This window comes from Microbispora amethystogenes (assembly GCF_016863015.1).
In the GTDB taxonomy this organism is placed as follows: domain Bacteria; phylum Actinomycetota; class Actinomycetes; order Streptosporangiales; family Streptosporangiaceae; genus Microbispora; species Microbispora amethystogenes.
The window spans coordinates 54,691-68,622 of record NZ_BOOB01000015.1 but is presented as its reverse complement, the minus strand read 5'-3'; the positions used below and the strand labels follow the sequence as shown (position 1 = coordinate 68,622).

The following is a 13,932-nucleotide window of genomic DNA, read 5'->3' as shown; positions in this document are numbered from 1 at the left end:
TCAGCTCCCCCCGACCTGGCTCGTGTAGTCGCTCTGCACCGACTTCAGCAGCCCGTCGGGGGTCTGCTGCCCGGCGACCAGCTTCTGCAGCTGCGGGGTCCAGCTCTTGGCGTAGATCGCGCCCGTGGCGTTGGCGATGAAGTCCATCGCGCCGTTGTCCTTGCCGATCTTCGCGCCCGCCTCCAGGGTGCTCGCGGTGACCGTGCCCGCCTTGACCTCGGGCATCGCCGCGTCAGCGGGGCCCATCGGGTGGGAGCCGCCGACCCTCACGCCGATCTCCCGCGCCTTCGCGTCGGTCGCCACCCAGTTGAGGAAGAACGCCGCGCAGTCGGCGTTCTTCGCCCTGGAGCTGATCCCGAAGGTCAGCGGCGCGGACATCGCGGCCTGGCCGCCGCCCTCACGCTCCGGCGGCATCAGGAAGAAGCCCACGTCGCCCGGCATCTGCTTGTCGAGGTTCCCCGACTCCCAGTCGCCGTTGAACATGAAGAGGCCCTCGCCCTTGATGAAGCGGCTCATCATCGTCGCGTAGTCGACGGCGTTGACGTCCTTCCAGAAGTACCCGGCCTTGATCCACTTCTCCAGGTGCCGCGTCGCCGCCAGGTTCGGCGGCGTGTCGATGGTGGCTCCCGGCTTCTGGAAGATCCAGTCGTTGATCGGCCCGGGGGGACCGTAGGCGGCCATGAGGTCCTGCAGCGGGAAGGCGAGCCCGCCGGTGGCTCCTCCGTTGAACTGGGCGATGGGCGGAACGCCCGCGCTCTTGGCCTTCGCGAGCGCGTCGTCCAGCTCCGCCAGGGTGGCCGGGGGCTCCGACATCCCGATCTTCGCGGCGAGCTTCTTGTTGTAGAAGACGCCGGTCATGCTGAAGTTGAGTCCCATGGCGTACAGGGAGCCCTCGCCGCGGGTCTTCCCGCCGGGGACCATCCGCATCTGCTGGAGCTGCGACGCCGGCCAGGAGTCCCAGCCGAACGCCTTCGCGTAGCCGTCGAGGTTCTTCAGCAGGTTGTTCTTGACGAGCTCGGACACCTGGGGAAGCCGCATCAGGTCCGGCGGGTCGTCCGCCAGGACGCGCGGCGCGTTCTGGGTGATGACCGCGAACTGGTCCTCGCGGATGTTAAATGTGACGTTCGGATGCTGCTTGGTGAACTCGTCGGCGAGATCCTTCGGCACCGGGAAGCCGGTCTCGAAGTAGCCGTTCAGCGTGACCGGCGCCGTGCCGCAGGTGGGCGCGGACGAGGCGGACGAGGGGGACGTGCCGGTGGCCTCCGCCTGGGGGGCGTCGCCTCCCGGTGCCCCGCACCCCGCCGCCAGCGCCCCTCCCAGGGCGACCGTGAGCACCGCTCCGTTCCATCGGCGGATTCGACGCGACATGTGCGTCTCCTTGGGTTGCTGTTGCTCGGGTTGGTTGGCTGACCAGACCGCTCGGGGATCCCCTCGACGGCAATGCCGGACGCCCCGGAAATCGGTTTGCTAAATCGGATTAGCAATGCGATAGTCTCACCATACGTGTCGCGGGGTGTCAACCCTCACAGCACAGGAGGTCGCTCGGTGAGCCCACGACGGGTCACGCTGGCGGACGTCGCCAAGATCGCCGGCGTCTCGCCGACCACCGCGTCGCTCGTGTTGTCCGGCCGCGGGCGGGAGCTGCGCATCTCCCAGGATGTCGAGCAGCGTGTGCTCAAGGCCGCGGCCGAGTTGCAGTATCGGCCGAACATCGTATCCGTAGGCCTACGAACTGGGACAACTCGGACTATCGGCTTCGTCTCGGACACGATCGCCACGTCGCGGCTCGCCGGCGACATGATCAAAGGGGCGTTGGAGGCCGCGCGCGAGCGCGGCTTCATGCTGTTCATCGGTGAGACGGAGGGAGATCCCGAGCTCGAACGTCTCCTGCTGCAGGCCATGCACGACCGTCAGGTGGACGGGCTCATCCTGGCCGCGATGTACACGCGGACCATCAGGGTGCCCAAGGTGATGGGGGCCGCCCCCGCCGTGCTGCTCAACGCGCTGCCCAAGCAGCGGTCTCCGCTGCCCTCGGTGCTCCCCGACGAGGTCGAGGCCGGCCGCCGCGCCGCACGGGTCCTGCTCGACGCCGGCCATCGCGAGGGCATCCATCTGGTCGGCGCCGGTCCCGGACGGCGCGACGTTCCCCCGGGAGGCAGCGTCGCGGCCGTCGAACGGCTCATCGGCATCCGGGAGGTGCTCGGCGAGGCGGGGGTCAAGGTGGCGGGCGGCCACGTCTGCGCCGACTGGCAGCCGGAGTACGGCCTCGCCGCGACCAGGGCGCTGCTGGAGGGCGCGCGGCCGCGCGCGTTGATCTGCTTCAACGACCGGATCGCGTTGGGCGCCTACCAGGCGCTCGACGACTTCGGGCTGAAGGTGCCCGGCGACGTTTCGGTCGTCTCCTTCGACGACCACCCCATCGCCGCGTGGATGCGCCCCAAGCTGACCACGGTGGCGCTCCCCCACTACGAACTGGGCCGCAAGGCGGTGGACGTCCTGTTCGCGGAGATGGGCCGTGACGGTGACGACGCCGTACAGGAGGGCGCAGTGCGGGAGGGCGAGGTGCGGGAGGGCGAGGTGCACCGGGTGCCGATGCCCGTCCGCCTCCGGGAGTCGGTCGCCGCCGCGACCCCGTGATCAGGAGACCGTGGGAAGACGTTCCGGCAGCCGTGCCCGGGCTGCCGGAACCCCCTCAGTTCTGTGACTTGCCCCCGGTCAGCCGGGAGATCGCCAGGGCGGTGAGGATGATCGCCCCGTTGAGCGCGTCGATCCACTGGGCGGGCACGCCCGCCAGCGTCAGGACGTTCTGGATCATGTAGAGCAGCAGGATGCCGGTGAACGCGCCGAACACCGTTCCCTTGCCGCCGTTGAGGCTGACCCCTCCGATGACGGCGGCCGCGAACACCGTGAAGATCGCTCCGTTGCCCTGGGAGGCGGCGACGGAGGCGAGCCGGCCCGACAGCATGAGCCCGCCGAGCGCGGCCAGCGCGCCGGCGGAGATCAGCGTGATCCACAGCACCCGGTCCGTACGGATGCCCGCCGCCTTGGCGGCGTCCACGTTGCCGCCGATGGCGTACAACGCGCGCCCGAACCGGGTGAACCCGAGCAGCACGATGCCGGCCGCGAACAGCAGCAGGCAGATCCAGATCGACGCGGGCACGCCGAGCCACATCGTCGAGCCGAGGTAGGCCATGGGCGCCGGGAGGTTGAAGAAGGTCTGCCCGCCGGAGATGCCCGTCAGGAGGCCGCGCAGCACGATGAGCATGCCCAGCGTGACGATGAAGCCGTTGAGCCCGAAGCGGACGATGAACAGCGAGTTCACCATTCCGACGAGCACGCCGACCAGGAGGGTGATCGGGATCGCCCACGCCCCGGGCACCAGCCCGAGCCCGTGCCCCGCCCCCGCCGCGACCGTCAGCCAGGCGGCCACGCCGGGAGCCAGCCCGAAGGTCGACTCCAGCGACAGATCCATCCGGCCGGCGACCAGCACGAGCGTCTGCGCCAGGACGAGCAGCGAGATCTCCGACATCGTCTGCAGGATGTTGATCAGGTTGTCGGCCTGCAGGAAGATCGGGCTCACGACCTGGCCGACGATCGCGATCACGATGATCGCGGGGACCAGGGCGAAGTCCCGCAGCCGGGCCAGCGGGATCGGGGAGCGGCGCCTTCCCGTCTCCGCGCTCTCCGGCGGCGCGGAGCCCTGGGGGTGCCCCGTCCCGGGGTGGGCGGCGGTGGTCTCAGGCATCGAGGTCGACTCCTTCCATGGCGGCCACCATCTCGTGGTCGTGCCAGCCGGCGGCCAGATCCGCGACGACCCGGCCGTGGAACAGCACGAGCACCCGGTTGCACAGCCGCAGATCGTCAAGTTCATCGGAGGCGATCACGACACCGGTGCCGTTTCCGGCGATCTCCTCGACCTTTTCGAGCAGGAACTCCTTCGACCGGACGTCGACCCCGGCGGTCGGCGTGATCAGCACGAGCAGGCGGGGGTCGTTCGCCAGGGCGCGGGCCATCACCACCTTCTGCTGGTTGCCGCCGGACAGCCCGGAGACCGGCAGGTCCGGGCCGGGAGTCTTGATCGCGAGATTCTTGATCATCTCGCGGGCCAGCGCGTCCTTGCGGCGCCCGCTGACGAACCCCGCCGGCCCGAGCCGTTCGGGCACGGTCATCGTGGTGTTGTCGGCGATCGACATCAGCGGGACGAGGCCCTGGTGGTGCCGGTCCCTGGGGACGAATCCCACGCCCGCGGCGAGCGAGTCGGGCACGCTCCCCGGACGCGGTCGCCGGCCGCCCACCTCCATGGTCCCGTCCTGCGGGGCACGCAGCCCGACGATGGTCTCGGCGAGCTCGGTCTTCCCGCTGCCGCCGAGGCCGGCCAGGCCCACGATCTCTCCCTCGCGGACCGTGAGGTCGACGTCCTGGTAGACGTCGCCGTCGGTCAGTCCCCGGACGTCGAGGACCACCGGGGCCTCGGCCAGGACCGGCGGGCGGACGGCGTGCTCCCGCAGGCCGGCCGCCTCCCCGGTCATCGCCGCGACCAGCTCGCCCTGCGGCAGGTCGGTCACCGGCGCGGTCAGGATGTGCCGGGCGTCCCGGAACACCGTGACCGTGTCGCAGATCTCGTAGATCTCCTGCAGGTGATGGCTGATGAACAGGAAGGTCACTCCCTGGTCCCGCATCGCCCGCATCCGGTCGAACAGCCGGGAGATCGCCGCGCCGTCGAGCTGCGCGGTCGGCTCGTCCAGGATGATGAACCGGGCGCCGAACGACAACGCCCGGGCGATCTCCACGAACTGCCGCTGCTCCACGCCGAGCTCCCCGGCCGGCCGGCGGACGTCGACGTCCACCGACCAGGCCTCCAGGAGCTCGGCGGCCTTCCGCCACACGCCCTTCCAGCCGACCAGTCCGAACCGGCCGCGGTCGTGCCGGTTCAGGTACAGGTTCTCCGCCACGGTCAGCTCAGGGATGATCGTGGACTTCTGGTAGACGCAGGCGACCCGTTCCCGCCACGCGTCGCGGTCGGACAACCGCGGCGCGGGGGTCCCGGCGAAGCGGACCTCGCCCTCGTCCGGCGCCTGCAGGCCGGTGAGGATGGAGACCAGCGTCGACTTGCCGGCGCCGTTGCGTCCGACCAGCGCGTGGGTCTCCCCCTGCCTGATCGTGATGTGGGCGCGGTCCAGCGCCGTCGTCTCGCCGTATCTCTTGGTGATGCTTTCCGCCTCGGCGACGGGCGGGCCGGTGCGGACCGGCTCGCCGTCGCGGGCGGGCGAAGGGCTCGCGGGCCCTGCCGCGAAATCGCCCATTGTCATGCCTCTCAGCTCAGGTTGTTGCCCCACAGCGACTTGTCGTCGTGCTTGACGCTGGAGATGTCACCGTACGTACCGCCGTCCGCCGTGACCAGAGGCGCGGAGAGCTGGTCTTCGAGCAGACCGGGACGCACCTCGATGATGGTGCTGTCGTGGTCGGTCTTGCCCGGCTGGAAGGTCTTGCCCTCGGCCGCGGCCTGCGCGTACGACAGCGCCCACTTGGCGTACAGGTCCGCGGGCTGCGAGACGGTGGCGTCGATGTTCCCGGCGGCGATGTCCTTGAGCTCCTGCGGGATGCCGTCGTTGGAGACGATGAAGACGTGCTTGGGGTCGTCCGGCGCCACCAGGAGGTCACGCTGCTTCAGCACCTGCAGCGTGCCCGCGAGGGCGAAGCTCGACTGCATGTAGACGCCCTTGATGTCCGGGTTCGCGGTGAGCCTCGTGGAGAGCTTCTGCGCGGCCACGGCGCCGTCCCACTTCGTGGCCTCGCCGAAGACCGTGATGCCGGGGTAGTTCTGCTTCATGCAGTCGTTGAACGCCTCGGTGCGGTCCCGGCCGTTGATGGAGGCCAGGTCGCCCTCCAGCATGACCACCTTGCCCTTGCCCTGAAGCTTCTCGCCCAGGAACTTGCAGGCCTTCTCCCCGTACGCGCGGTTGTCGGCGCGCACGACCATGAACGCGTTCCCCGTGTCGGGGCGCGTGTCCACCAGCACGGCGGGGATCTTCTTCCCCTCCAGCTGCTGCAGCGTGGGGGCCACCGCGGCGGTGTCCTGCGGCGCCATGACCACGGCCTTGACGCCCTGGCCGATCTGCGTCTGCACGTTCGCGGCGAGCTTGGCCACGTCGTTCTGGGAGTTGGTGGTCTTGAGGTCGACGCCCAGCTCACCGGCGAACTTGGGCACGTACTGGATGTAGGAGTTCCAGAAGTCGGTGTCCGACCGCGGGTAGTCGACGCCGACCACCGCCTTCGCCGCCGTGTCCGTCCCGCCGGAGGCCGCGGTCCCCTCGCCGCCGGAACCGCCGTTCCCCCCGCACGCGGCGGCGAGGCAACCGGCGACGGCCAGAACCAGCCCAGCCCCGAAGCGTCTGCTTCTCATAGTCTCTCCTTCTGCATCGCCACGACGGGCCTGCCGTGGCCGATCGCGCCCGCGGGCGCGATCGAGCCCGCGCGCCGGGGGGCGCGCGAGCCTCCGGCGAGGCTGCCCTCGTACGTGCTCATTATTGACAGAACATGGGATGTCTTTCTATGGCCAAAACCATGTCAGTGTCCAGACCTCCAGGCGTCGCAATCGCCGAAACCCCCGAAATTCCTGGATAAAGTCCTGCTCCTCTCGGGAGTGCAACCGGTTCCGTGACTCAGCGACGCGAGGAGGCCCGACCGAATACATCGCATGTTTCCCGCCACAGCAGGAGACGGCGGAGTGACCTTCCGTGAGCCTCGGGGCCCCGCCGACCCTTTCCGGCTGCCCCATATCCGGCACTCCCGGGCCGGCGCGCCACGGGTCCGTGTGGCTGTTCCGGGTCCCCGCGTACGAAAATTCGGCTATGTCGTTGACCGAGCAGGCGATCGAACGCATCCGGCAGCTCATCAAGGACGGGACCCTGCCCCCGGGCGCGCGGCTGCCGCCGGAGCAGGATCTCGCCGCCGAGCTCGGGCTGTCCCGCAACCTGCTCAGGGAGGCCGTCCGCTCTCTCGTCACCACCCGCGTGCTGGAGGTGCGCAGGGGTGACGGCACCTTCGTCACGAGCCTCAAGCCGGAACTGCTGCTGGAGGGCGTCGGTCTCGCGGTGGAGATGATGCGGCGCGACGACCTCCTGGAGATCACCGAGGTGCGGCGGCTGTTCGAACCGGTGGCCACGGCCCTGGCCGCCACCCGCATCACCGCCGTCCAGCTCGCGGAGGTCGGACGTCACCTCGACGCGATGATCGCCGCCCAGGACGACGTGGAGCTGCTGAACCACCACGACGACGCCTTCCACCGCGCCGTGTTCGCGGCCACGGGCAACCAGTCGCTGTGCGCACTGCTCGGCGGCATCTCCGGCCGGACGCTCCGCGCCCGCGTGTGGCGCGGGCTGGTGGTGGAGAACGCGGCCGGCCGGACGATCGCCGAACACGCCGCCATCTACCGGGCGCTCGCGGACGGCGACGCGCCCCTCGCACAAGCGGCCGCGCTGCTGCACGTGAACACCACGGAGACCTGGCTCAGGGAGAACCTCGGCCCTTCGGTGCCCGGCCCCGCGGACGAGCCGCCGAGGTGACCACACCGACCGCGAGACCGCGTTGTGAAACTTACAGACATCCCATGCCTTTGTAAGAGCTCTCGTCATCCGGCGTAGGGCCCTGGGCCCCGATCCCAGGGCGGACCCGGCACCGGCCGCCAGTGCGTGCGGCATGGGCGAACGTCATCGGAGGTATGCGGCGTGGCCCCGTTCCGGGGCCGCGGCGGGTGGCGGGGCGGGCATCGGCGGCGGGACGCCGACTCCGTTGGGTCTGGACAGACCCCGTGCCCCGACTTACAAAGACATCCCATGTCTTAGCAGTAACCCTCATACGCCGCACCACAGAGCCCCTTCTCCGAAAGGCACGCGTATGTCTTCGCCCTCGTTCCGGATGAGCCGCCGTCACTTACTCGCGTCGGCCGCGGTCGCCACCGCCGCAGGTGTGCTGAAAGCCGGCCCCGCGTGGGCCACCGCCGGCCCGCAGAGCTACAGCGCGAGCTGGTCCTCGGTCGACCAGCACCCGCCGGCCGCCGAGTGGTTCCAGGACGCCAAGTTCGGCATCTACTTCCACTGGGGCGTCTTCAGCGTCCCCGCGTACGCCAACGAGTGGTATCCGCGCAACATGTACAACAACGGGTCGAACGAGAACAACCACCACAAGAGCGTCTTCGGCGACCCGTCCGCCTGGCCGTACCACAACTTCATCAACGGCGCCCGGGACAAGGCCGGCAACTTCGTGCAGTTCGCGCCCAAGCTCAAGTCGGCCGGCGGCAACTTCGACCCCAACGAGTGGGCGCAGCTGTTCGCCGACGCCGGGGCGAAGTTCGCCGGGCCGGTGGCCGAGCACCACGACGGCTACTCGATGTGGAACAGCCGGGTGAACGAGTGGAACTCGGTCGCCACCGGGCCCAAGCTTGACCTGCTGCGGCTGCACGCCGACGCCATCCGGTCCAAGGGGCTCAAGCTCCTGGTGGCCATGCACCACGCCTACAACTTCACCGGCTTCTACCAGTGGGTGCCGTCGCAGTCCAGCACCAGCCTCAAGAAGCTGTACGGCCAGCTCGACAAGACCACCGAATACCAGCTCTGGTACGACAAGCTCAAGGAGATCATCGACGGCTACCAGCCCGACGTCATCTGGGAGGACTTCAACCTCAGCCAGATCCCCGAGTCGTACCGGCTGAACTTCCTGTCGTACTACTACAACCAGGCGGTCGCCTGGAACAAGGACGTCGTCGCCACCTACAAGGACGGGTACAACACCAGGGGCGAGGTGGTCGACTACGAGCGCGGCGGCCCGGCGGGCATCCAGACCCCCTACTGGCTGACCGACGACAGCATCTCCAGCTCCAGCTGGTGCTACACGAACGGCATCGGCTACTACTCACTCAACGCCATGCTGCACTCGCTGATCGACCGGGTCAGCAAGAACGGCAACATGCTCCTCAACATCGCCCCGATGGCCGACGGCACCATCCCCTCCGGGCAGCGGACGATCCTGCTGGGCATCGGCGACTACCTCAAGCGCTTCGGCGAGTCCATCTACTCCACCCGGGCCTGGTCGGTCTTCGGCGAGGGGCCCACGCAGATGGGCGGCGGCTCCTTCACCACCCCCCGGGCGGGCACCGCGCAGGACATCCGCTTCACCCGCAGCAAGGACAACACGGCCCTGTACGCCACCGTGCTGGGCTGGCCGGGCGCCACGCTGAACATCGCGACGCTGGGCTCGAACCGGATCAACCTGAACAACCTCGCCTCGGTGCAGCTGCTGGGCTCATCCGCGGGCCAGTACACCGACCTGCCCAACCGCACCCAGGACGGCTCGGGCCTGCACATCTCGATGCCGTCGTCCAACGCCCCGTTCACCGCCCCCGCGTACGTGGTCAAGCTGACCTTCAACGGCCAGATCCCCTCGCCGGGCTCCGGCGGCACCCCGACCGGCTACGTGCGGATCGCCAACGCCGCCACCGGCCTGGTGCTGGACAGCGGCGGCAACGTGGCGTCGGGGTCGAACCTCAAGCAGTGGAACTGGGACGGCAGCAACAACCTGCAGTGGCAGCTGGTCGACCTGGGCGGTGGTTGGTACCGGATCGTCAACCGCACCAACGGCATGGTCGCCGACAGCTGGGGCGACTCCACCAACGGCGCGCTGTGCAAGCAGGCGGCCTGGAACGGCGGCAACAACCAGCAGTGGAAGTTGACCGACATGGGCAACGGCCGCTACCAGATCGTCAACCGCGGCACCGGGACCTCCCTCGACGGCATGGGCTACACCAGCGCCGGCTCCGCCGTCGGCATGTGGACGCCGAACAACAACGCCAACAACCAGTGGACCGTCACCGCGGTCTGACCCGCCGGGCGGCCCGCCCTCACGGGGGCGGGCCGCCGTCCGCCGGCCACGCGCGGGCTCACCGGGCGAGGCTCTGGCCGAGAAGGGCGCACGCGGAGACCGCCGCCACGGCGAGGACGGCCGCGCGCACCCTTCCGCCGTCGAGATAGCGGCGCAGCGGCCCCGACACGGCATGGCCGAGCAGGACGAACGGCACCAGGGCCGCCCCCGCGACCAGCGCGCGGGCCGGCAGCCTGCCGAGAAGGCCGAGGATGACGAGCGACTGCGCGGCGCTCAGGCAGAAGAACGTCGCCAGAGTCGCCCGGATCTCCGGGCCGCGGGCGCTCTGGTAGACGAGCGCGATCGGCGGCCCGCCGATCCCGGTGGCCGTGCCGGTGACGCCCGACACGAACCCGGCCGCGGTCAGCGTCGCGCCGTTTCGGGGCACCGCGACGGCGCGGGCCGTCAGCACCACCGCGGCCAGCACCATGACGCCGACCAGCACGCCCAGCGTCGCCGTGCTGACGTAGACGATCACCAGGGCCCCGGCGGCGCTTCCCGGCAGCCTGCCGAGGAGGGCGAAGCCCGCGCCCCGCCACTCGGTCCCCCGCCACTCCCGGGCCAGCGTGAGCAGCGGCATCGTCATGTTGACGACCTGCACCGCACCGGGCATCACCGTCGGGCCGAGCAGGGTGATCACGGGAGCCGCCACCAGGCCGAGCCCGAACCCCACCCCTCCCTGGACGACCGCCCCGGCGAAGACGGCCACGCCCGCGACCAGCAGCAGCGCCACCTCGTGATCCATGGCGGGACCCTAACGGCCGCTCCCCACGCCGCGGCAACCGGTTATCCCGCCCAGGAACCCAGACAATCACCGTCAGTAATCGAAAAGTATTGCGATAGTAACCACAGGGTCCGTAGGCTTCTCACAGCGACAGCGCATAGCGCTCCTTCAGGAAGGCAAGAGCATGACCGCATTGGTCGAGGACGCCGTGAGGGAGCACAGGAAGAAGCTCCGCTGGCAGCGTGTCGCGGCGCAGATCGAGCGGACGCGAAGGGAAGACCCCGAAAGCTGGGCGGAGTACGTCGCGGAGCGCGACCTGTGGCTCGGGCCTCCGTCGAATCGCATCGCCCCGGAGTGGGAAGGTCTTCTCGAGGATCTCCCCACCGCGCTGTAGGGCGAGGGCGCCGTCCTGGGCGGGACTGAATCCCGCCCAGGACGACGTCAGGTCCGACGCGGACGGGGGTCAGCTCTTGGCGAGCAGGGAGCGCAGGACGTACTGCATGATGCCGCCGTGGCGGTAGTAGTCGGCCTCTCCCGGGGTGTCGATCCGGACCACGGCCTGGAACTCGACGTCCCCGGCCCGCACGGTCACGGTGGCGGGGGTCGCGCCGGCGTTGAGCTCCTCGACACCGGTGATGTCGAAGGTCTCCTCGCCGGTCAGGCCGAGCGACTGCGCCGTCTCGCCCTCGGGGAACTGCAGCGGCAGCACGCCCATGCCGATCAGGTTCGACCGGTGGATGCGCTCGTACGACTCGGCGATGACGGCGCGGACGCCGAGCAGCGCGGTGCCCTTGGCCGCCCAGTCGCGCGACGAGCCCGAGCCGTACTCCTTGCCGGCCAGGACGACCAGCGGGATGCCGGCGGCCTGGTAGTTCTGCGAGGCGTCGTAGATGAACGCCTGCTCCCCGCCCTTGGTGAAGTCGCGGGTGTAGCCGCCCTCCACGCCGTCCAGCAGCAGGTTGCGCAGCCGGATGTTGGCGAAGGTGCCGCGGATCATCACCTCGTGGTTGCCCCGGCGGGAGCCGTAGGAGTTGAAGTCCCTGACCTCGACGCCGTGCTCGCGCAGGTAACGACCGGCCGGGGTGTCGGCCTTGATCGAACCGGCGGGCGAGATGTGGTCGGTCGTGACCGAGTCGCCCAGCTTGGCGAGGACCCGGGCGCCCCTGATGTCCGTCACCGGCTCGGGCTTGGCGGGCATGCCGTCGAAGTACGGCGCCTTGCGGACGTACGTCGAGTCGGCGTCCCACTCGAAGGTGTCACCGGTCGGGATCGGCAGCGACCGCCAGTGCTCGTCGCCCTTGAACACGTCCGCGTAGTCGCGCAGGAACATGTCCTGGCCGATCGACTCGGACACCACGGCCGCGACCTCCTCGGGCGCGGGCCAGATGTCCTTGAGGAAGACCGGCTGCCCGTCGGCTCCGACGCCGAGCGGTTCGTTGTTCAGGTCGATGTCCATGGTCCCGGCCAGCGCGTACGCCACGACCAGCGGCGGCGAGGCCAGGTAGTTCATCTTGACGTCGGGGTTGATGCGCCCCTCGAAGTTGCGGTTGCCCGACAGCACGGCGGTGACCGCGAGGTCGTTCTCCTGGATCGCCTCGGAGATCTCCGGGTCCAGCGGGCCGGAGTTGCCGATGCAGGTGGTACAGCCGTAGCCGACCAGGTTGAAGCCCAGCTTGTCGAGGTACGGCTGGAGGCCGGACCGCTCGAAGTAGCCGGTGACGACCTGGCTGCCCGGGGCGAGGGAGGTCTTCACCCACGGCTTGCGCGCCAGGCCCTTGTCCACGGCGTTCCTGGCGAGCAGGGCCGCGCCGAGCATGACGTACGGGTTGGACGTGTTGGTACAGGAGGTGATCGCGGCGATCGTGACCACGCCGTGGTCGATCTCGAACGGGGCGCCCTCCGCCGGCGTGACCGTCGTCGGGCGGTTCGGCCGCTCGCCGTTCCGCCGCACCGCGTGCGGCACGTCACCGGCCCCCGAACGGGAGATCGCCGGGGAGTCGGAGGCGGGGAAGGACTCGGCCGACGCCTCGTCGGCGGGACCCTCGACGCTGTCGTCGGCGACGTAGGTGCGCACCGCCGCGCGCCAGGCCGACTTGGCGTCCGCCAGCGGGATGCGGTCCTGCGGGCGCTTCGGCCCGGCGATCGACGGGACGACGGTCGACAGGTCGAGCTCGATGTACTCACTGAAGACGGGCTCGGGGGCCGAGGGGTCGAGCCACAGGCCCTGCTCCTTGGCGTACGCCTCGACCAGCGCGACCTGCTCCGGCGAGCGGCCGGTCAGCGTGAGGTAGTCGGTCGTCTGGCCGTCGATCGGGAAGATGGCGCAGGTGGAGCCGAACTCCGGGCTCATGTTGCCGATCGTGGCGCGGTTGGCCAGCGGCACGCTGCTGACGCCCTCGCCGTAGAACTCGACGAACTTGCCGACGACACCGTGCTTGCGCAGCATCTCGGTGATCGTGAGCACGAGGTCGGTCGCGGTGGCGCCGGCGGGCAGCTTGCCGGTCAGCTTGAACCCGACCACCCGGGGGATCAGCATGGAGATCGGCTGGCCGAGCATCGCGGCCTCGGCCTCGATGCCGCCGACGCCCCAGCCGAGGACGCCGATGCCGTTCTCCATCGTGGTGTGCGAGTCGGTGCCCACGCAGGTGTCGGGGTACGCCCGGCCGTCGCGGATCATGACGACCCGGGCCAGGTGCTCGATGTTGACCTGGTGGACGATCCCGGTGCCCGGCGGGACGACCTTGAACTCGTCGAAGGCCGTCTGGCCCCAGCGCAGGAACTGGTAGCGCTCGCGGTTGCGCTCGTACTCCCGGTCGACGTTGCGCTGGAAGGAGTCGGGGTGGCCGAAGTAGTCCACGATGACCGAGTGGTCGATGACCATCTCGGCGGGGGCCAGCGGGTTGATCTTGGCGGGGTCCCCGCCCAGGTCGCGGACGGCCTCACGCATGGTGGCGAGGTCCACCACACACGGGACGCCGGTGAAGTCCTGCATGATCACGCGGGCGGGGGTGAACTGGATCTCCACGCTCGGCGTGGCGTTCGGGTCCCACCCGGCGAGGGCGCGGATGTGGTCGGCGGTGATGTTCGCGCCGTCCTCGGTGCGCAGCAGGTTCTCCAGCAGGATCTTCAGGCTGTACGGGAGGCGCGCCGACCCCTCGACGGCGTCCAGCCGGTAGATCTCGTATGACGCGTCGCCGACGCGCAGCGTGTCACGGCTGCCGAAGCTGTTCGCGGACACGAAGTTCGCCTCCCCAGGTTCCGGGCTTGTTCCACAAGTTCGCTATGCATCCTCC

The 13,932-nt window shown here is 69.7% G+C and carries 11 protein-coding genes; 4 read left to right on the top strand and 7 right to left on the bottom strand.

The annotated features are described in order from the left end of the window. Positions 1-1,368 carry an ABC transporter substrate-binding protein gene (locus Mam01_RS11370; RefSeq protein WP_204285334.1) on the bottom strand — a complete coding sequence of 456 codons (1,368 nt, stop codon included), beginning with the start codon at positions 1,366-1,368 and terminating at the stop codon, positions 1-3. A 177-nt stretch (positions 1,369-1,545) separates the two neighbouring features. Between Mam01_RS11370 and Mam01_RS11365 the strand changes: the two genes are divergently transcribed. Then, positions 1,546-2,637: a LacI family DNA-binding transcriptional regulator gene (locus tag Mam01_RS11365; RefSeq protein WP_204285333.1), complete on the top strand. Its 1,092-nt coding sequence runs from the start codon at positions 1,546-1,548 to the stop codon at positions 2,635-2,637. Between the two features lie 55 nt (positions 2,638-2,692). Here Mam01_RS11365 and Mam01_RS11360 read toward each other — a convergent pair whose 3' ends face one another. Genes Mam01_RS11360 through Mam01_RS37310 form a run of 4 tightly spaced genes read right to left on the bottom strand, consistent with a single transcriptional unit; the run spans position 2,693 to position 6,525 of the window. Then, positions 2,693-3,745 (bottom strand): ABC transporter permease, encoded by a 1,053-nt coding sequence (locus Mam01_RS11360; protein ID WP_150931906.1) that lies wholly within the window; start codon positions 3,743-3,745, stop codon positions 2,693-2,695. Continuing rightward, positions 3,738-5,309, bottom strand: a complete 1,572-nt coding sequence (locus Mam01_RS11355; protein WP_239101226.1) for a sugar ABC transporter ATP-binding protein — start codon at positions 5,307-5,309, stop codon at positions 3,738-3,740. The genes Mam01_RS11360 and Mam01_RS11355 overlap by 8 nt, the downstream gene beginning before the upstream one ends. A gap of 5 nt (positions 5,310-5,314) precedes the next feature. Further along, positions 5,315-6,403 carry a sugar ABC transporter substrate-binding protein gene (locus Mam01_RS11350; protein WP_204285332.1) on the bottom strand — a complete coding sequence of 363 codons (1,089 nt, stop codon included), beginning with the start codon at positions 6,401-6,403 and terminating at the stop codon, positions 5,315-5,317. Then, positions 6,400-6,525 (bottom strand): hypothetical protein, encoded by a 126-nt coding sequence (locus Mam01_RS37310; protein WP_275408947.1) that lies wholly within the window; start codon positions 6,523-6,525, stop codon positions 6,400-6,402. The genes Mam01_RS11350 and Mam01_RS37310 overlap by 4 nt, the downstream gene beginning before the upstream one ends. Positions 6,526-6,851: 326 nt before the next feature. On the opposite strand from Mam01_RS37310, the gene Mam01_RS11345 reads away from it, so the two are divergent. Both Mam01_RS11345 and Mam01_RS11340 read left to right on the top strand, forming a co-directional pair. Next, on the top strand, positions 6,852-7,565 hold the full coding sequence (locus Mam01_RS11345) for a FadR/GntR family transcriptional regulator (protein WP_204285331.1): 714 nt from the start codon (positions 6,852-6,854) through the stop codon (positions 7,563-7,565). Positions 7,566-7,896: 331 nt separating this feature from the next. Further along, positions 7,897-9,876, top strand: coding sequence for an alpha-L-fucosidase (locus Mam01_RS11340; RefSeq protein WP_204285330.1), 1,980 nt, complete (start codon positions 7,897-7,899; stop codon positions 9,874-9,876). Positions 9,877-9,934: 58 nt separating this feature from the next. Here Mam01_RS11340 and Mam01_RS11335 read toward each other — a convergent pair whose 3' ends face one another. Continuing rightward, entirely contained in the window at positions 9,935-10,660 is a 726-nt protein-coding gene (locus Mam01_RS11335; RefSeq protein WP_204285329.1) for a sulfite exporter TauE/SafE family protein, read from the bottom strand. 163 nt (positions 10,661-10,823) lie between these two features. Between Mam01_RS11335 and Mam01_RS11330 the strand changes: the two genes are divergently transcribed. Then, positions 10,824-11,033 carry a hypothetical protein gene (locus tag Mam01_RS11330; protein ID WP_204285328.1) on the top strand — a complete coding sequence of 70 codons (210 nt, stop codon included), beginning with the start codon at positions 10,824-10,826 and terminating at the stop codon, positions 11,031-11,033. A gap of 69 nt (positions 11,034-11,102) precedes the next feature. On the opposite strand, the gene Mam01_RS11325 is transcribed toward Mam01_RS11330, so the two are convergent. Beyond that, on the bottom strand, positions 11,103-13,877 hold the full coding sequence (locus Mam01_RS11325) for an aconitate hydratase (protein WP_204285327.1): 2,775 nt from the start codon (positions 13,875-13,877) through the stop codon (positions 11,103-11,105). Positions 13,878-13,932 lie beyond the last annotated feature (55 nt).

Bases quoted from the DNA above. Each gene is read 5' to 3' on its own strand.
- Mam01_RS37310 (WP_275408947.1), bottom strand. From the start codon at position 6,525: ATGAGCACGTACGAGGGCAGCCTCGCCGGAGGCTCGCGCGCCCCCCGG.
- Mam01_RS11350 (WP_204285332.1), bottom strand. From the start codon at position 6,403: ATGAGAAGCAGACGCTTCGGGGCTGGGCTGGTTCTGGCCGTCGCCGGT.
- Mam01_RS11355 (WP_239101226.1), bottom strand. From the start codon at position 5,309: ATGACAATGGGCGATTTCGCGGCAGGGCCCGCGAGCCCTTCGCCCGCC.
- Mam01_RS11335 (WP_204285329.1), bottom strand. From the start codon at position 10,660: ATGGATCACGAGGTGGCGCTGCTGCTGGTCGCGGGCGTGGCCGTCTTC.
- Mam01_RS11340 (WP_204285330.1), top strand. From the start codon at position 7,897: ATGTCTTCGCCCTCGTTCCGGATGAGCCGCCGTCACTTACTCGCGTCG.
- Mam01_RS11370 (WP_204285334.1), bottom strand. From the start codon at position 1,368: ATGTCGCGTCGAATCCGCCGATGGAACGGAGCGGTGCTCACGGTCGCC.
- Mam01_RS11345 (WP_204285331.1), top strand. From the start codon at position 6,852: ATGTCGTTGACCGAGCAGGCGATCGAACGCATCCGGCAGCTCATCAAG.
- Mam01_RS11360 (WP_150931906.1), bottom strand. From the start codon at position 3,745: ATGCCTGAGACCACCGCCGCCCACCCCGGGACGGGGCACCCCCAGGGC.
- Mam01_RS11330 (WP_204285328.1), top strand. From the start codon at position 10,824: ATGACCGCATTGGTCGAGGACGCCGTGAGGGAGCACAGGAAGAAGCTC.